Raw genomic sequence first — 18594 nt, forward strand, 5'->3', positions numbered from 1 at the left:
ATTTTTTATCTTTTAGGTAAATATTATCATCATAGGTTACTTCTTCCGTTGCAAACCAACGCACCGGCTGCCCGGCCCATAGTGCCGGACATAATAACCCTACCAATAAACATATATACCTAAAATAGTTCATAGATTAGCGTGGTGCAGAAGGACTTAGTATTTCTTTGGTTTCCCGTACGTTTTGGATGGCCTGTTGATGAGTAGTTTTGAATTGAAACAAAGCATCCTCAGCAATAAATTTATGATCAAGCGGTTCACGTTCTACCCCAATCAATTTTTCTGCCCGATCCACCGTTTCCAATTTTTCGGCGCGTGCGGCGGTGTCCGTATCCTCTTGGGGAGCATTTAGCAGTTTTTCAGCGCGAGCTACTTGTTCGTCATCCGCATCTATAGTATCCACCGAACTGTTCACCATAGCGTCCCGTGTACTTGGTGCTTGTGGAGAGGTCGTTTTGGTGAGTGAATTAGTTTGGTCAGCCCCTGTAGCATCAGTTGATTGGGGAGCTGTAACATTCGGTGCGGATGCAGGTTTAGACAAGTGTGTCTGATAAATATATACGGTCGCCCCCAACAGGAGAAATAGCATGAGAGTTGTTGTAAATTGTTTCATATAAAATCCTTCTTATTTTTTGCGCCACACCATTTTATTGACTACTCCGGTGTAACTTTGAATCAGTTTGACCACTTTGTCAGATACGTTCTCTTCTACGTAATCAGGCACCGGCACGCCATCTTGTGCCTGCTGACGCATCATCACCGCCAGCTCTACTGCCTGCAACAAAGAAGTATGGTCTATGCCAGCCAGCACGAAACATCCTTTTTCCAAGGCTTCGGGCCTCTCGGTAGAAGTGCGGATACAAATGGCCGGAAAGGGTTTGCCGATAGAGATATAAAAGCTGCTCTCCTCCGGCAAAGTACCGCTATCGGACACCACCGCAAAGGCATTAATTTGCAAGCAATTATAATCGTGAAATCCCAGCGGCTCATGGGCAATAACGCGCTTGTCTAAAGCAAATCCGCTTTCTTGCAAGCGTTTTTTACTGCGCGGATGACACGAATAAAGCACCGGCATATCATATTTTTCAGCCAGTTGATTAATCGCGGTAAAAAGCGACTTGAAATTGGCTTGATTATCTAGGTTTTCTTCTCGGTGAGCAGAGAGTAAAATGTAGCGGCCTTTTTGCAACCCTAGACGTTGCAAAATATCACTTTTCTCAATAAACGGTAAATTGGCCCGCAAGACCTCTGCCATTGGGCTGCCCGTTACATAGGTGCGTTCTTTGGGTAGGCCATTTTCTATCAAATAACGCCGCGCATGCTCACTATAGCACAAATTGACATCACTGATAATATCCACCAAACGTCTATTGGTTTCTTCCGGCAGGCACTCATCTTTACAGCGGTTACCGGCTTCCATATGAAAAATAGGAATATGCAAGCGTTTGGCCCCAATCACCGACAGACAACTGTTTGTATCTCCCAGCACCAGCACCGCATCCGGACGGGTTTGCTCCATCAGCTCATAGGACTTGGCAATAATATTGCCCATGGTTTGGCCTAAATTTTGGCCCACCGCTTCCAAGTAGACTTCCGGCTCCTGTAGTTGTAAATCTTTAAAGAAGATACCGTTTAAATTATAATCATAGTTTTGCCCGGTATGCGCTAGTAACACATCAAAATAGTGGCGGCATTTTTTAATTACTTCCGACAAGCGGATAATTTCCGGCCGGGTACCGACTATGATTAATAATTTCAATTTTCCATTATTTTTGAAATGTACCATATGGCTCCTTATCGCGGATAAACGCGGTTCAAAATCACTTCTCCTGCCTCTACTTTTAGACCGGCCGGTAAACGATTTTCTGCTTTTACCACCGCACCGGCGCACAGATGTACGCCCTCTTCTATTATACAATCATGATCTACAATGGCCCCGCAATTAATAATACATCCGCTACTCACATAACAGTCGGTATTAACTACTGCCAGTGGCAACACTACTACACCGGCTTCTAGTTTTACCGTCGGGCTTACATAAGCCGTAGGATGAATAAAAACCGGAATTTCAAGCCCTTGATTTTGCAGGGTATGCAACCATTTCAGACGTACTTCATTGTTGCCAAATGCCGGATAAAAAGCGGTATTTGGGCCTATAAATTTGACATAGTCCGCACAAACACCGGCGGTATGCGCGGCATTTGGGTTGTCATCTAAAAAAATGACTTTTTCATAAGCGCGGGTTTGGCGGACCAAATCGGCCAATGTTTTGGCATAGCCGCCGGCCCCGATTAAAACTAATGTGTTCATGCTTTCACCTGCTCGGCAAAGGTATCGGGCTGTTGTGGGTTAAATGTTTCACTGGCCCACATCAGCGTAATTAAATTTTCGGTTTGGCTGACATTGATAATATTATGCGTATAACCGGGCAACATATGCACCGCTTGGGGTGCGTCCCCAGATACCTCAAATGTCCACACTTCATTCGTATCCAGTTTGCGTTGTTCAATACGTGCTTTGCCCGATACTACGATAAAAAACTCCCATTTACTGTTATGCCAATGGTTGCCTTTGGTAATGCCGGGTTTGGATATATTGACCGAAAATTGCCCCCCACCTATTGTTTTGAGTAGCTCGGTAAAGCTCCCCCGCTCATCTGTATGGGGCGTGAGCGGCACGACCACTTTCTCTTGCGGTAAATACGAAACATACGTGGCATATAATTTCTGTGCCAAAGAGCCGGACGGAATATTTGGCACCAGCAAGCTCTGCGCTTGTGCGGCAAAGCTATGTAATAAATCTACCACTTCCCCTAACGTCGTATGATGCGTAACAGGCACATAACAATAGGGCCCGGTTTGACTCGCCACCGGCTCTAAACTGTCATAGGTGCAACGGTGCGGTTTGCCTTGCAAAGCGGCATACATTTCCGTCAACAAATCATCAATATACAACAGTTCCAAAGCGGTGCTCCGGTCATTGACTTGTATGGGCAGTCCGCGCGCGATATTGTAACAAAACGTTGCCACGGCGGAATTGTAATTAGGGCGGCACCATTTACCAAATAAATTGGCAAAGCGGTACACATATACGCTCGCCCCGGTTTGACGGGCATAAGTAAAAAAGAGTTCTTCCCCCGCCAGCTTGGACTTGCCATATTCAGAATCGGCATATCGTCCTTGCAAAGAGGCCTGTATGGAAGAGGCCAGCATCACCGGGCAAGTATTATGATATTTTTGCAGCGTGCTGAGTAAAGTAGAGGTAAAGCCAAAATTGCCTTTCATATAGTCAGCCGAATCGGTAGGGCGGTTGACGCCGGCTAAATGAAATACAAAATCTGCCTGCTGGCAAAATACTTCTAATTGAGCAGACGGAGTATCCAAATCAAATGTAAAAATTTGGTCTATTTGCACGGGAACAGTACGATTTTTACCTGCTTGAATAGCCCGCAAATTAGCTACCAAGTTCCTCCCGACAAAACCATTTGCTCCCGTGATTAAGATTTTCATGCGTTTTGTACCTGTTTTAATTCTTGTTGGACATAGTCGGTCGTGAGCAGCTTTTGCACCGTGCCGGCTACATCTAAACGATTCGTGTTATGAGACGTATAGGCTTCATCCGCCATGGTTTTGACTTGGCCTTGCACCACAAATTTATCATAATTTAAATCGCGGCTATCGGTGGCCACGCGGAAGTATTGCCCCATATCTTCACTGCGCAAGCGTTCTTCGCGCGTCATTAACGTTTCAAATAATTTTTCCCCATGACGTGTGCCAATAATGTGTGTGCCGGTGTCGCCAAAGAGTTGTTGTACCGCTTTGGCCAGGTCCGCTATCGTAGAAGCATCTGCCTTTTGAATAAATAAATCGCCGGGGTTGGCATGCTCAAAAGCAAATTCTACCAGTTTGACCGCTTCATCCAAATTCATCAAAAACCGCGTCATATTCGGATCCGTAATAGTAATGGGTTGCCCGGCTTTGATTTGGTCTATGAACAAGGGAATCACACTGCCGCGGCTACACATCACATTGCCATAACGGGTGCAACAAATGGTGGTATGGCCTTGTTCTGCCGCTACGCGGGCATTGGCATACACCACCCGCTCCATCATGGCTTTGGAAATGCCCATGGCGTTAATCGGATAGGCGGCTTTATCGGTAGAAAGGCAGACCACCCGTTTTACTTTGGCCTCAATGGCGGCATGCAACATATTATCCGTACCCATGACATTGGTGCGCACTGCTTCCATTGGGAAAAATTCACACGATGGCACCTGCTTTAAGGCGGCGGCATGAAACACATAATCTACGCCTTGCATGGCGTCTTTAATCGCTTGGGCGTTACGCACGTCCCCCAAATAAAATTTGACCTTTTTGGCATGGTCGGGAAAACGTACCTGCAAGTCATGGCGCATATCATCTTGCTTTTTCTCATCCCGTGAGAAAATGCGTATTTGACCAATATCACTGGTCAAAAAATGTTTCAAAACGGTATTTCCGAAGGAGCCGGTTCCTCCGGTAATCATTAAAATGGCATTGGCAAATGAAGACATAAAAACTCCTTAGGACGTTAAAGTCCCTTTATAAATTATAGCTTTTTAGGAGGTAGTTTGGAGGATTTATCACCATGAATCTTAATGCTTATTTCATGATTATTCACCAATAATACATCGAGACAGTAATTTACTTTTACTTGTAAGGTATTGCACCACTAAACATATTCCAACAACAATTAAAGTCTCTATAATATTAAAAAGTAAATTGGGAGACACTTCTTTGGTAGCATACGGCAATATATAAACAATCTGGTAGGTAGACAAAACATAAATAGCCAGAGAATGTTTTCCACAATAAGAAAGAAACGCAACAGGTAAGCGAGTCAATCGTTTGTGTATTTGTAATATTTTGATACTTATATTACAAATGTATAATATACTAACAGATCCCAATGCGGCTGAAATATATCGGAAAAAATCTATCAGAATTTGTTCATAAAAATGCGGAAACCCTGTAAAAATAACACTAAAACCAGAAGTGTAAATATACATTTCTTTGTGAAATAAAGCTAGAGAAACTATCCATAAAATACAAGAAATGATTCCTTTTTCATGGGTTAACCCTACCTTTTTTTGGTATTTAGCCACATAAAATCCACTCACAAAACACGTAAACATAAATTTATGAGCATTCCACCATAATATATCCGGCGTACACCCAAAAACGACAAGAAGTCCTACGTATATCCCCCATTTGAGCCAGCTATTTTTGATTTGCTCGCAAACCGATACCAACGTACTACAAATAAGAATAGCCCACAAAAACCAAAAAGTTGTTAGCACTTGATATATAGTTTGATAAAGGCTCCAACAGGTGTGCTGCTGATAATTATCCCATCCCAACCCTATCACACTCCACAACAAAATAGGAGGTAATAATTTAAGCCAACGTCTTTTAATATACACCAGATATGAATATTTTGTTAAACTAAAATAACACAGGTAACCCGCAATTCCCATAAATAGAGGCATATGTACACTATAAATCAATCGCATGAGAGGATGTTCCCAATATAATTCCGATTGCAAAAAAATATTTCCACTCCCATATTGTATAGTATGCCCAAAAACCACACAAAGAATAAGAATTCCTTTTAGCACATCTAAAAACTGGTTTCTGTTAGTTGACATGAATGCCTCTTTGTAACGCTATGGTATTTGCACGATTTTGGATAATAATATACGGAATTAAAATCAATGCATTAGCCAATACCACTAGTATCCAGCTATGCCAATAGTAAATACCTACATGAATCATCATAATTTTTATGATTATTCCCCCCCCATAACAAGCTGCCTGCAAACGCATACGCCCCAAACCATTGGTAATCACAGAAACTACATTTTGAAACAACATACTGACGCCAAAAACAGCAAAAACAAATGCATATCCATAATGCACCGATATGGCCTTTTTCCCTAACCAAATATTTAAGATAAAAGGCAAAAAGGGGATTATAAGAATTTCCAGCAAACCAAACAATGCCGCTAGTTTTAATAAACGCTTGTTTAGTTTTATTAACCATGTATAATCTTGTTCGGAGGCAGCCTTAGTAACAACAGACCAAATAGGAGTAAGAATTAAGGCAAATAAGACACTAACCAGAGAAAATATACGGTTGTAAATTTGATAATCCACTACATCCGCAGCACCGGTGTATTGAGTAATAAAAAACTCATTCGTATTTGCAATACACATATATAAAATTTGGCACAGAAAGAAAATGCCACCTAAAGACAGAATAGATTTTGCAGCATTCCAGGACACGCATTTCCATTGAGGAATACAATTCTTTAGTGAAGAGGAAAAAATGATAATTGTAGCTACCAACAAAGGCAAATTTAAACAAATTCCATAGGATATAGATAACACCAATAAATTATGAGACAACGTCTTGATCGGAGCCAACAACACAACTCCTAACAGTAAACTATTGGTCATCAATCCCAACACACTATTTAAGGCTGATTTTTGCATAGCATAAATTACAGAAGAAATAATCCGCAGAAAGAAAAAGCACATAACACCTAAAAAAGTGTAACGTACCACCTGTACTAACAAAACCGAAGAAATAATATCTTCCGAAATATTAAAAATTTGATTCCAAGGGATCCAACCGATCCCAAAATATCCAATTATTGCCAATAAAAGTACCACCATCCCTAAGGCAAGGTATGCGGAAGAAATATATTTTTGAGCCGCTTTCCAATCATTTTTAGCCAAAGCTGCCGCCAGATGATTACGCAGGCCATTGCCAATCCCTAAATCAAAATTCAGTATCCATATTAATATGGAAATTAATGTAAACCATACCCCTAAAATTTGCTGATTGTCTAAGTAACGCATATAGGCGGGCATGGTAAAGAAAGACACCAGTAAAGCTAGACCATTTACTAAAAATGCACCACTGGCATTTGTATAAATGATTTTATCTTTACCGGAGAAAGTTCTCCATTTATTCAATAACCCGGTTCCGCCAGGTAATTTATTAATTAGTTTTCTCATGCGTGAAATATTCTAACAATTGTTTTAAATCTTGTTGAAATTTTTGATCTAATTGTTGCAATCGTGCCCGACTGTCATAAGGTTTAGTTACATCTACAGACATGATAGCTCGTGCAATTTCTTGCGGGGTTTGATGATCATAATAGGCTAGCAAATCACCGATAGCAGATTGTTTTACAGTAGGTATATTACCAGACACAACCCGCAAACCATTTGCTAAATAAACCAATATTTTGGAATGAAAAGAGGTGTTAACATAAGACCCAGCCGGATCCTGTGGATTTAAGCCAATATGACAACTTTGAAGAAATTGTAAGAAATCCTTTCCGGTTTTGAATCCATCAAAAGTTAAAGTACAGCTTATTTTAGACTGCATCTTATTTATTTGTTCTTTAATAAGTTTTATTTCTTTGTCAGGACCTACTCCCAGTATGTGTACATGATAATTGGATGGCAGAAATTCGGCGCTTGATACAGCCGCAGATGCACATCCTTGAATTGGGCTGCAATTTCCGGCATAAACACAATGGATTTTTCCATCTTCGGCAGGAGCGTCAATAACTGGTTCAGCGTGATATGTACCATTAAAAATAATATACGGTTTATCATTTGGAATTTTTGATATTAGTGTATCTGCAACCAATATATATCCATCAGCAGATTGGATTATTTTATTTTCGTATAACGCAGTTCTTTTACTACACTTAACAATATCTTGATAAACCTCTTCTACCTCCAAAATCAGTTTGAACTTCTTTTTCTTATGTAGTTTATATACCAGTTCTGCGTAAAACAATGAATGATAGACTATTACAACATCTTCAGAAGACAAGGAAGATAAAAAACGATATAACTGGTACAAACGATAGACTCTATGGATAATACGAAATACTAAATTAGGATTTCCGAAAGTATTCCAAACAGTATATTTTCCATGTGGAGTACATGATACTGTTTTTCCTTTATAAAACCGCATGTATTTTCTTTCTGTTTTCGCTAATGAAATGACATGAAAATTTTTTTGAAGGTCATTCAATTTATTAATCACATAATCAATCTTTTGATTAGCCGCAGGTATTACACCTAATTGCATATCATCAAACTGTTCAATTGTTCCAAATGTAATATAATAAAGTGCCACAAGTACTCCTATTGTTGTAAAGTCAATATAAAAATTTTTAAAATTTAATTTTCTAAATACGACAATTTTCTATTACAGATTAAGTTTTTCATACACTAGTTAATAATGATGCCTTATGATTTTCTGTATAGGACCTACAACTAATTGTTTTTCATAATCATTCAAGCACCCTGACCATAAACACGCCAAATAAATGCAGGTTACCGCTACTCCATGCCATAGAAAACTAAACCAAGTAGGCTGTATAGGGGCCCCTACAAACACACCTTTTATACATATAATAGCCCCCAGAATCGCTAGGCTGATGCGCCCTATTTCTTTAAAAAATTGTTTCATATTTAGGCCGACCCGCACATAGTACCAGTTCATGACAAAGCCCGATCCAATTGTGAGACAAATCCCTGTGGAAAGGGCACCCCCTATCTCTCCAAAGTATATTGCTAGCGGGAAGCATAAGAGCGTATTTAAGAGCGCCATCGCTATATACACATATGCCCGAAAGGCATGTTTTTTCATAGCTTGCAAAATAGGGATTCCAATACTCTGCGTGACATCCAAAATATACGATACAATCAAGATAAGCGTTATCCAGTAACAAATACTATATTCCGGGCCCACCCACAGCTGTATAAATGTTTGTCCGACAAAAGCAAACCCAACCACCAGCAGCATCATACACATAAACTGTAGTCTTCCCAATCGACAGAAAATAGCATTAATTTCCGGCAAATTTTCTATCCGCGTGGCCAGTGCGGACAGCTTGGGCAAAAATACACCGCTCATATTGGTAGGTAAGAAAATAGCAAATAATGCCACTTGCAGGGCAATCGTATAGCTGGCTACCGCCGCCGCGCCTGATACCGCCCCCAAAATAAGCGGAGCTAAGCGCCAATACACCTGATCTACAATACAATGTAAAAAGATAAAGAAAGAAAATCCTAACAATTCCTTTAATAGCGGCTTATCGCGAAAGGAAACAGAGAAAGATATGTGTAAACTTTTTTTACAATAGAAATAGTTTAAAAATATGACCAGCATATTGACGGCTGTTTGCGTCAACACTAAATTGAGTACAGACGCTTTCCAAGCCAGCACCGCCCACACCATCAGCGGTTGAATAATAATTTGTATTAAGTTAATCCCGCGTAAAAAAACAAAGCGCTCTTGTGCATTAATGGCAGATTTAAAAATATTAGCCGGTATGGTAAGGGCAATATTAAATAACATTACCAAAAATACTTGTTTAGCTACGCTTAAATCGGCAACGGATAAGGTGCTTTTATAAATAGGGCCAATACATCCATAAAATACAAAACCTAGCAGTAACAAGCAACCGGTAATGGCTAAATACAAGGCAAAAGAACTGCTAATAATGTGCTGAACACGGTGAGTGTCTTGTTGGGTATAGGCCTGCGAGAGATAGCGCGTAGTGGTATTAGAAAGGCCAAAATCCATAACGCTCAAATACGCAATCAAGGAGCCCATTAACTGATAGATACCGTATTGTTCACGCGTCAGATAATGCAGCAGCATAGGCACGTACACGAGTGCCACTATACTACTGACTCCTGTGCTGATATACGATAAAATGACCCCTGCTTTGCGTTGATTCATAGATTAATCCGGTGAAATTCGCTACTATTTTTTTGAATATAGTTTTTTTGCTAGTTTACTAGCCACATTAAAATTAATGCACGCTACAAGTAAAAAGCATTTTTTTGAAAACTTGATATCTTTATGTTTTAATAATCCCCATAAATTACACCGACAATATGACTGTAATATTTGTACAGACTCTTTATCTGGGTTTTCTTCTAAGGATAGCCACCCCATCCATGCACTTACAAAAACCAAACAAGAATAGTAAATCTTGTTATAAAACATTATGAGTTGATGTTGTAAAGAAAAACACAAAAATTGCTGTTCAATTGCCAAATAGTTCAAATGATTCTTTTTAAAGGAATGAATAGCTCCGCTAGAAACACATCTATAGAAATATTTAGGCTGATTACCTACTACAATAGTACGATAAGATTCCTTAAAAATTTGGAATAAAAAATATTCGTCTTCTCCCAAACTCAGTATTTCATTAAAATAACTATTTTTTAGCACAGAATGACGATATAATTTAGTCCATATAAAACTCCAATTTTTTAATTCAAAAACATGATAGTCAGTTAAGATCATGTTCTCTGTATTTACCTGTGGAAATTCTATCCATTGTTGATTTATCTCTTGATACAAATTACACATGGACACATCTGCATCTTCACGTGCAATTAACCCATACAAATATTCATACATATCCGGCGCAATGTAATCATCACTATCCACAAAGCCGATATATTCCCCTTTGGCTATTTTTAGCCCTGCATTGCGCGCAGAAGATACCCCACCATTTTCTTTATGTATCACCACAATACGCTTATCTTGTGCGGCATATTTATCACAAATTGCCCCGCAATTATCTGGGGACCCATCATCAATTAAGATAATTTCTAAGTTTTTATAAGTTTGTGCCAAAATACTCTCTATACATTGCGGTAAATATTGTTCCGTTTTATATACTGGCACAATAACAGAAATTAAAGGAAGTATTTCTTGTTCTATAGAACTGGGCATTTCAAGATTTTTCCACCATTGAGAAACAGCATGAGCAATGTCATCAATTAAAATATCATTCACAGATGTTTTTCCAATCAATCGTTGTGTTTTAGAAAATACAGGCTTCCAATGTTCTAATCCTCTCGCTGTACATGCAAAACCGGGTCTATAATTTAAGGTACATAATTCAATAATCGGTTTATTATATAAATCTGCCAAATGTACGGTCCCCGTATCTACAGATAGCACTCCTGCAGAACAAGAAATTAATTTTGCCGTATCCATAATATTATTACTTACATACCTAATACATAAAGGATCCATTTGTTGATATTGATTTTTGTAATCTAATAGAATAATTGAACAAGATTTCGGCAAAATTCTACCACAGCTCTCAAGAATTAATTTTATTTGATTTTTACTTACAGTTCTAGACTCAGTAGATCCAATAGGATTGAAAATCAAAAATTGCGTATTTATTAAATGATAGCGTCTTAAAAATTCTTCGACTGCAGTTTGTTTCCCATTAGCAAAAAACAATTCATACTTAATATTAGGAGAAGATAATCCTAAAAATATCAGAACTTGTTTCATCATATTACTGGTATGTCCAGAAACAACTTCCTTGTGAATCATCTTTCCGTGCTGTAAAAAAACAATTTCTTGCTCTTCATTAGTTTTTTCTAAAGCAAGAATCAATAATTTTTTCGGACTCAGAAATCTAAAAAATTTATTTTGCTTATCGGCACCTATTGCAATGACTATATCATATCTCTTCAACCAAAACACTAATCCTAAATAAACACTTTTTAACTTTCTAAAAAAAGTTTTTGTAGGCATAGATATAAACTGGTCAATATATGGATTATGTTGCCACATTTGACTTGGAGCAGTACTCACCATTGTTAGGTGTGCTGTTGGAAATAAATGTTTTAATTCACGAGGCACAAAACTAATTACCACCGTATCTCCTATGCCAGCACCAATTGTACAAAACAAAATTTTTTTTATTTTCATCTCTTTTCTCAATACCATAAAATTATCTCTTGGAAATAAGATTCTGCACACCATTAACTATATATTGGGAATTAATGTCATTCATTTGTTGTCTAGTACACACCACCCCCGTTCCCGCAGTACGTGGCGTCCAACGGCCCAAGTGCGCACGCGCCGCTTCCGCCGTTGGAAATGGTTGTAGGGAAAACAACACCGTCATTTGCTTTTCAAACGCATCTGCGATATGGGCAATCCCGGTATCTACGGTAAGCACATAGCCGGCTTGCTCAATAAGGGCCGCCGTCCGCAATAAAGAATTTCCTCTATATAAAATACACTGATTTTGTAAACAATCGTACTGATGTTTATAATCTAATAATACAATAGGGAAATCAGCCGGTAAGACTTGCTGTAAAGACGTACAAATCTCACTAATTTTTGGAATAGATAGGCAACGGAAAGCATCTGCGCCAATCGGATTAAATACTAAAAATCGTCCCCCAACCAAATGTTGAGTTTGCATAAAAGAGAACACGGCCTGTTTATCGGTATCCGGCATATGCAATTCATAGCGGCTGTCTATATGAGTAGCTCCCAACCGCCGAAATACCCCTTCAAAACGTTGGCTATAATGCACCTGTTGTGGGGCACAGCTATCCACGCAAATGGTCTGCTTGGCTCTTATCAAATAAAAACAGATTTTTCGTTTGAGACTATGTCCTGTGGCAATTAACAGATCATAATGCTCTTTCCGCAGTTGGGGTAACAATTGAAATATTTTTTTCCATCTTCCTTTGCCATATGGAATCGCCAAAATTTGATCCACATGGGGATTATGTTGCCACAAATCTGGACTTGCAGTACTCATGACGGTTACTTGGACCTGCGGAAATAATTTTTTTAGTTCGCGCGGCATAAAGCTGGCTACTATGCTGTCGCCCACTTTATCACCGACCAAACATAAAAGTATCTTTTTAGGGGCTTCCATTTTACTCATCCATTAAATTCATATTTATGTCTCTATACCAAAAAATCTGCCGCTGATTAAATATACTCACATACGGAAAATTGACTGCATTGACAGAGAGAGAGTATTCTCCCTGCTCCAAATAACTATCCATATTCTTAAAATACATCAGCGTTCCAAACGGAAGTAAATACGCGCATAAAATCAAACGAATATTCTTTTGAGAAAGCATATTACATATTAGCACGATTTCTAATACCTTAAAGGGATACCCCGCCCGGGAAGAAAGCAGTTTAATCCAGCACAAAAAACCATACAAAATGGTACCAAAGGCATATAATTTGAGACAATTGATTAAATCGGTATAATCTTCTTCGGGGCGGCTTTTGCGATACCAATGGAACATAATAGCCACGATAAAATAAGTCAAAATGCGCTCTATAACGGGGAAAGAAAGTACTTCTTTGGGGTCATAATACCCAACCGCCTCACCGGGCATAAAAGGCAGGAGGACGGCCCCCAATCCGCTAAATGCAATAAACACACCCGCCGCGAAAGATGCAATCACCAAACCATGTAATGTCTTGAGTTGTGGAACTTGTAATACAAGCGGTGCCGCGAGCAGTACCATAGACACTTTATGAATGGACACGCACACCAAACAACCCAGTAAATACTTCCATGTTTTCCCTTGTAATAACAACGGCAATAGCCAACCCAAAAAGAGCACTAACATAAGCCCCTGCCGCAATGCTGAACATAAATAAGTTAAATAAAAGGTAGGGAACAGTAAAAACAGAGCAAAGAGTTTATACGGACAAAAAAGTTTAATGAAGCGGTACAATAAAAAAGATTCAAATAAAGATAAACATATGGTAAAAGAGACAAACGAAAGCCCCAGCTTATTACCGATAATACATAATATTTTCCACCCCACTTCCGAGTGTATGCCAGATCCGGCATAAGAGGTTAACTCCCGCCACGAATCCATATGATCGTAAATAAATTGATAACCGAAATAATCCGTTCCTTGCCCATAGCGTAGTACAAAAGCAGCAGCCAGCAGTGCAAACAAGATACCCCATGCTTTGGAAATGGATTTTGGGAATAACATTTCCGACAGAGCACCCAGTAATACACATAAAAATAAAACTAAATAGATATACATAATTAGTGAATATATTTATCCAAAAATTCTTGGTAATTTTGCACCACTCCCCCTCCATATTTGTGGGCAATTTCTTCACATGCCGTACCACTATATACTACCGCTTGCGTTCCGCAAGAGATGGCTTCCAGCGTAGTCATCCCAAACGTTTCCTCTTTACTCGGGTTAAAGAAAATATCGGCCGCGCTGTAAATGGCCGCTAATTCCTGTGGGCTATTGGTGCGTGCAATGCCAATACAATTCTTGGCGGGCAAGCGCCTTTTTTGGCTTTTATTTACTCCCACCAGTACAATGCGGTACGTATCCGGCAATTGGGCAGAAAGCGCAATAAAATCTTCCAGTCCTTTTCGCGGTTCCCACATATTGGCCACCCCTAAAATAATTTTCTTATCGGTTAAGCCGTAGCGCGCTCTAAAATCACTGGGAGTGGGTTTAAAAATGGTGGTATCTATCGTATTATAATGCACTTCAATTGGATATTCTTTTAAAAAACTTTGTTTGACTTGGTCTTTGAGCCACTGAGAAGGGGTCAGTAAAGTCATATTTTTCACACCGCAAAACAACTGTTTTTTACGGTCAAAATTCTGTGCACATCTGTCTATCCACGTAGCCGGATAATACTTGGTTTGAGGACATTTTTGGCAATGTGTTTTCCATTGGTCGCATCTGACAGCGGCAAAAAAACTACAATGCCCCGTAAATGCCCAACAATCATGCAAGGTCCATTTTTTCTGTATAGCGGGATGTGCTTTGAGCCAGTTAAATAATAACTCAATATTAATGTAATACCCATGAATATTGTGTAACCATACTAAATCGGGTGCAAAGTCATCAGCCCAGTTCAAAAATTGTTGGGTAGCGCGGACCGAGCCAAAACCATGCCCGTCCCATAGGCGCGTTTTGAGCCCGTGCAACTTCACATCCCAATTATTCCCAATACGAACAGCATATTTTTGATGTTGCGGCGGCACCTTTTCCAAACGGCCATAGGCAATTTTAACGGTGTGCCCTTCTTTTTCAAGTTGTTGGGCTAAATCAGTACAAATACGTCCGGTACTGCCAATTCCACATACGGAATTAATCATTAATATTTTCATGGATACACCGCCCTTAATTGCGTAAAATAAGTTTCTAATTGGGTCAAATGGGTTTCTTTGGTAAAATGCTGTTTAAAATACTCCCGTCCGCGCGCGCCGCATGACGCATAAAAGACGGGATCTGTAATAAATTGACGCATAATGCGCGCTAGTCCATCCACATCTCCTGCCGGCACTACTAGGCCGCAACCGCTTTGCTCTATGACTTCCTTGCCCGCCCCATTAATCGCGGCTAATACCGGTTTGCCGGCGGCCATATAGCCTTGCATTTTAACCGGCAAGGTATCTCCTATTTTGGTATTGCCGGCTAATGTGAGTAAACACGCATCTGCCAGTTTATAGAAACGCTCCATTTGGTTGAGCGGCACCCGACCGTGAAATAATACCCGCTCGGTCAGGCCCATTTGGGCCGAAACTTGTTCAAAATGCGCTTTGGCCGAGCCATCCCCCACAATATGAATTTGCCAACCCGGCACGTCTTTAAGTAAGGCCGCCGCCGCTATAATTTTGTCAATATCTTGCACAAAGCCGATATTGCCGGCAAATAATAAATCTATTACCCCATTTTGCTGGGCCGTAAAATCACGCGTCAAATAAGATTCAGCCCCATACTGTGGCAAATATACTTGTTTAGATGCGGGCACCCCGTTGACCGTTTCAATATACTGCATAAACGGTTTAGACGTAACGGCCACTTGGTCAAATTGTTTATAAATCCACTTACAAAACAGTCGCACGAGCTGAAAAATAGGGTTTTTTTCCGACACATGAAAGGCCTTCATACTTTCCGGCCATAGATCTAAACAATAGAAAAACAACGGTTTATGGTACCGCTTTTTAAGCCAAATGGCCGGTATGGCCATCGTAATCGGCGAGGCACCCCATACATAAATTACATCAAAGTTTTCCCATTTTTTTAGTAGCGCCAGCACCGAGCCATTGACCATAAAAGACAAATAGTTAATAAACCGGTTCAGGGCTCCCTTTCTACGCGCATAAATGGGCACACGCCACACCTCTACTTTGCCTAAAGAGTCGTGATATTTTTTAAATCCCTTATATTCCGCTGGCACGCGGCCGGTGGTATAGTCTGGTTTTCCGGTTAGTACGGTAATTTGATGGCCTCTTGCCACCAAATCTTGCACGATTTGATTGATATGATAATTATCCGGATAAAAACATTGACTCACGACAAAAATATGCATATTTTAATTATATTATTTTTAAAGTCACGCCTTCAATATAAAGTATAATATAAAAAAGAGGAGTTCTCCATGCCGTACACGCAAAAACATCATTGGTTAATCACGGGAGGAGCCGGTTTTATAGGCTCTCACTTGGCACGCACCCTCGTAGAGCAAGGCCAGCAGGTCACCGTACTGGATGATTTATCCAGCGGCAATTTGCACAATTTGGCCCCGATTGCAGATAAAATCCGTTTTATACAAGGCGACATTTGTCAGTTAGAACAAGTGGCAGATGCCTGTAAAGGGGTAGATTATGTGCTACATCATGCGGCCCTTGTATCGGTGGCGGAATCGGTGCAAGATCCGCAAAAAACGGCCCGCATCAATGTACTGGGCACGCAACACGTATTAGAAGCGGCCCGCCAACACCAAGTCAAACGGGTGGTATTTGCCTCTTCATCAGCTGTCTATGGCACCCGTACCGAACTGCCATATACCGAGCAAACCCCTACCGATTGTCAATCTCCGTATGCGTGGAGCAAACAAGCCGCCGCAGAATTGTGTCAGCTCTACACACGTTTATATGGATTAGAAACTATTGTACTGCGCTATTTTAATGTGTTTGGCGTGGGGCAAAACCCCCATGCGGCCTATGCGGCTGTCATTGCCAAATTTATGCAATTAGCCGCCGCCAACCAACCGCTGGGCATTGATTGGGACGGATTACAACGGCGTGATTTTATATCGGTACAGGATGTGGTGCAAGCCAATCTGCTGGTGACTCAAAAAGGCCAACCCGGGCAAACGTATAATGTAGCCAGCGGCACGACCTATACGCTGTTGGAACTGGCGGATGTAATAGAAAAGATATGCGGACACAAATTATCCCGCCTCTCGCGCCCGAAACGCCCCGGAGACGTGCATGATTCCGCCGCAGATATTTCTAAACTACGCGCCTTAGGATTTACGCCAAAGGTCAGTTTAGCGCAAGGGCTACAGGAAATGTGGGACTCCTATCCATTGTAAGCATTGGGAAAAGCTATGAACGGAACTTTATTTTTTATCTTAGACGCCTTAGTCTTTTTTGTACTTAGTTACTTACTGGTATTTTTGCGTCACGGAGAAGTATCGGCCTCTTTATTTATCAAAGAATTGTGGGTATTTGTCCCTATTTTCTTACTAGTCAGTTTTGTGGTATGGCTTTTCTCTTTCTATGATGTAAAACAACTGCGTAAACGCAAAATTGCCTACAAAAGTTTAGCTATAGCCGGTTTTATTTCGCTGATTAGTTCGGCCGCTATGATTTACTTTATTGCGGCGCTTCCCTTTCATTTACCTACGCCAAGACGTATTTTAATTGTCATTTTACTGGTCTATTTCTCGTATATTTACTTCTTGCGGCGCAATTATTTTAAGTTGGATGCCGCCAAAATAAATGTTTATTTATTCGGCCAAAGTGCCACCTTGCAACAGCTCTCTGCGGAAATGGCTTCTTCCCGCGGGTTTAACGTGCGCGCGTGGGAGCAAACTCCCTCTGCCCAAAAGCATTATTCCCTGCGCAATTTAGATTATGTAGTCATTGGCAGTAAGCTCTTTGCCCAGCAACCCGAAACATGGGATATTATTTCCCGTGATTTTATTGCCAAAGGGGCGGTAGTAGATACCGATTTTAATATTTACGAAAAAATCTTGCGCCGCTCTTCCCGTGAAAGTATTGAAGATAACGAGTGGTTACTGCGCGGGATTGGCAGCCGGCAAGAAAACACCATTTATCCTTTACTCAAACGCGCCGCAGATGTGGTGCTGGCACTACTGATGTTACCCTTTTTGTTGCCGCTAGCCGTGCTGATTTGGGTAGCTATTTGGATCATAGACGGATATTCCCCGTTATTTATACAAAAACGTGTAGGACAATTAGAAAAACCGATTTATATTTATAAATTCCGCACCATAAAACCCGGGGGCACTGAAGAAGATATCACCCGTTGCGGTAAAATTTTGCGCCGTTTCAGATTAGATGAAATTCCGCAGCTTTTCAATGTACTGCGCGGCGATATTTCTTTTGTAGGACCACGCCCAATTTGGTTTAACGAGCACGAGTTTTTGCAGCAATATGTCCCCAATCACGCTTTGCGTACACTGGTCAAACCCGGCATTACCGGGTGGGCGCAGTTAAATTTTAAAGCACCTCCTACTTATTTTAACTCTCGCGAGCACTCCCCGGAAAATTTAGATCCGGTGGCTTTTGAAGCCGCGTTCACCCGGTTTTCGTATGATGTGTGGTATATTAAAAACCGCTCGCTACTGTTAGATTTTGAAATCATGATCAAAACCGGCTTGCGTATGTTTATTAAAGACTCTAAAGTGAGTTAA

General features: G+C 40.4%; 16 protein-coding genes. 2 read left to right on the forward strand and 14 right to left on the reverse strand.

The features are described 5' to 3' along the window. Positions 1–136: 136 nt before the first annotated feature. From IKN49_06605 to IKN49_06670, 14 genes are all read right to left on the reverse strand, one after another. The gene (locus tag IKN49_06605; protein MBR3632706.1) at positions 137–613 is read right to left on the reverse strand and encodes a hypothetical protein; all 477 of its coding nucleotides are present in this window, start codon (positions 611–613) and stop codon (positions 137–139) included. 12 nt (positions 614–625) lie between these two features. Further along, positions 626–1786 carry a UDP-N-acetylglucosamine 2-epimerase (non-hydrolyzing) gene (wecB, locus tag IKN49_06610; GenBank protein ID MBR3632707.1) on the reverse strand — a complete coding sequence of 387 codons (1161 nt, stop codon included), beginning with the start codon at positions 1784–1786 and terminating at the stop codon, positions 626–628. Between the two features lie 8 nt (positions 1787–1794). Beyond that, positions 1795–2310, reverse strand: a complete 516-nt coding sequence (locus tag IKN49_06615; GenBank protein MBR3632708.1) for a hypothetical protein — start codon at positions 2308–2310, stop codon at positions 1795–1797. Next, complete coding sequence (locus tag IKN49_06620) at positions 2307–3509, reverse strand: NAD-dependent epimerase/dehydratase family protein (protein ID MBR3632709.1); 1203 nt, start codon at positions 3507–3509, stop codon at positions 2307–2309. The genes IKN49_06615 and IKN49_06620 overlap by 4 nt, the downstream gene beginning before the upstream one ends. Further along, complete coding sequence (locus tag IKN49_06625) at positions 3506–4552, reverse strand: polysaccharide biosynthesis protein (GenBank protein ID MBR3632710.1); 1047 nt, start codon at positions 4550–4552, stop codon at positions 3506–3508. Before IKN49_06625 ends, IKN49_06620 begins: the two co-directional genes overlap by 4 nt. Before the next feature lie 99 nt (positions 4553–4651). After that, a complete protein-coding gene (locus IKN49_06630) occupies positions 4652–5686 on the reverse strand; it encodes an acyltransferase (protein MBR3632711.1) in 1035 nt (344 codons plus the stop codon). Beyond that, positions 5676–7061: a hypothetical protein gene (locus IKN49_06635; protein ID MBR3632712.1), complete on the reverse strand. Its 1386-nt coding sequence runs from the start codon at positions 7059–7061 to the stop codon at positions 5676–5678. Before IKN49_06635 ends, IKN49_06630 begins: the two co-directional genes overlap by 11 nt. Next, complete coding sequence (locus IKN49_06640) at positions 7045–8202, reverse strand: hypothetical protein (GenBank protein ID MBR3632713.1); 1158 nt, start codon at positions 8200–8202, stop codon at positions 7045–7047. The genes IKN49_06635 and IKN49_06640 overlap by 17 nt, the downstream gene beginning before the upstream one ends. Before the next feature lie 99 nt (positions 8203–8301). After that, a complete protein-coding gene (locus IKN49_06645; GenBank protein ID MBR3632714.1) occupies positions 8302–9816 on the reverse strand; it encodes an oligosaccharide flippase family protein in 1515 nt (504 codons plus the stop codon). Between the two features lie 24 nt (positions 9817–9840). Then, positions 9841–10824: a glycosyltransferase gene (locus tag IKN49_06650; protein MBR3632715.1), complete on the reverse strand. Its 984-nt coding sequence runs from the start codon at positions 10822–10824 to the stop codon at positions 9841–9843. Positions 10825–11845: 1021 nt separating this feature from the next. Beyond that, complete coding sequence (locus tag IKN49_06655) at positions 11846–12790, reverse strand: glycosyltransferase family 9 protein (protein ID MBR3632716.1); 945 nt, start codon at positions 12788–12790, stop codon at positions 11846–11848. A gap of 1 nt (position 12791) precedes the next feature. Further along, on the reverse strand, positions 12792–13937 hold the full coding sequence (locus tag IKN49_06660) for an EpsG family protein (GenBank protein MBR3632717.1): 1146 nt from the start codon (positions 13935–13937) through the stop codon (positions 12792–12794). A 2-nt stretch (positions 13938–13939) separates the two neighbouring features. Next, positions 13940–15034, reverse strand: a complete 1095-nt coding sequence (locus IKN49_06665; GenBank protein MBR3632718.1) for a glycosyltransferase — start codon at positions 15032–15034, stop codon at positions 13940–13942. After that, complete coding sequence (locus IKN49_06670) at positions 15031–16239, reverse strand: glycosyltransferase family 4 protein (protein MBR3632719.1); 1209 nt, start codon at positions 16237–16239, stop codon at positions 15031–15033. Before IKN49_06670 ends, IKN49_06665 begins: the two co-directional genes overlap by 4 nt. Before the next feature lie 69 nt (positions 16240–16308). Here IKN49_06670 and IKN49_06675 point away from each other — a divergent pair, with 69 nt between their 5' ends. Continuing rightward, a complete protein-coding gene (locus IKN49_06675; GenBank protein MBR3632720.1) occupies positions 16309–17247 on the forward strand; it encodes an SDR family NAD(P)-dependent oxidoreductase in 939 nt (312 codons plus the stop codon). Positions 17248–17262: 15 nt separating this feature from the next. Beyond that, the gene (locus tag IKN49_06680; GenBank protein ID MBR3632721.1) at positions 17263–18594 is read left to right on the forward strand and encodes a sugar transferase; all 1332 of its coding nucleotides are present in this window, start codon (positions 17263–17265) and stop codon (positions 18592–18594) included.

Source organism: Elusimicrobiaceae bacterium (assembly GCA_017528825.1).
In the GTDB taxonomy this organism is placed as follows: Bacteria; Elusimicrobiota; Elusimicrobia; order Elusimicrobiales; family Elusimicrobiaceae; genus Avelusimicrobium.

Coding starts and splice junctions, on each gene's coding strand:
- IKN49_06655 (MBR3632716.1), bottom strand. CDS start 12,790: ATGGAAGCCCCTAAAAAGATACTTTTATGTTTGGTCGGTGATAAAGTG.
- wecB (MBR3632707.1), bottom strand. CDS start 1,786: ATGGTACATTTCAAAAATAATGGAAAATTGAAATTATTAATCATAGTC.
- IKN49_06635 (MBR3632712.1), bottom strand. CDS start 7,061: ATGAGAAAACTAATTAATAAATTACCTGGCGGAACCGGGTTATTGAAT.
- IKN49_06670 (MBR3632719.1), bottom strand. CDS start 16,239: ATGCATATTTTTGTCGTGAGTCAATGTTTTTATCCGGATAATTATCAT.
- IKN49_06650 (MBR3632715.1), bottom strand. CDS start 10,824: ATGCCCAGTTCTATAGAACAAGAAATACTTCCTTTAATTTCTGTTATT.
- IKN49_06645 (MBR3632714.1), bottom strand. CDS start 9,816: ATGAATCAACGCAAAGCAGGGGTCATTTTATCGTATATCAGCACAGGA.
- IKN49_06625 (MBR3632710.1), bottom strand. CDS start 4,552: ATGTCTTCATTTGCCAATGCCATTTTAATGATTACCGGAGGAACCGGC.
- IKN49_06605 (MBR3632706.1), bottom strand. CDS start 613: ATGAAACAATTTACAACAACTCTCATGCTATTTCTCCTGTTGGGGGCG.
- IKN49_06680 (MBR3632721.1), top strand. CDS start 17,263: ATGAACGGAACTTTATTTTTTATCTTAGACGCCTTAGTCTTTTTTGTA.
- IKN49_06660 (MBR3632717.1), bottom strand. CDS start 13,937: ATGTATATCTATTTAGTTTTATTTTTATGTGTATTACTGGGTGCTCTG.
- IKN49_06620 (MBR3632709.1), bottom strand. CDS start 3,509: ATGAAAATCTTAATCACGGGAGCAAATGGTTTTGTCGGGAGGAACTTG.
- IKN49_06615 (MBR3632708.1), bottom strand. CDS start 2,310: ATGAACACATTAGTTTTAATCGGGGCCGGCGGCTATGCCAAAACATTG.
- IKN49_06675 (MBR3632720.1), top strand. CDS start 16,309: ATGCCGTACACGCAAAAACATCATTGGTTAATCACGGGAGGAGCCGGT.
- IKN49_06665 (MBR3632718.1), bottom strand. CDS start 15,034: ATGAAAATATTAATGATTAATTCCGTATGTGGAATTGGCAGTACCGGA.
- IKN49_06630 (MBR3632711.1), bottom strand. CDS start 5,686: ATGTCAACTAACAGAAACCAGTTTTTAGATGTGCTAAAAGGAATTCTT.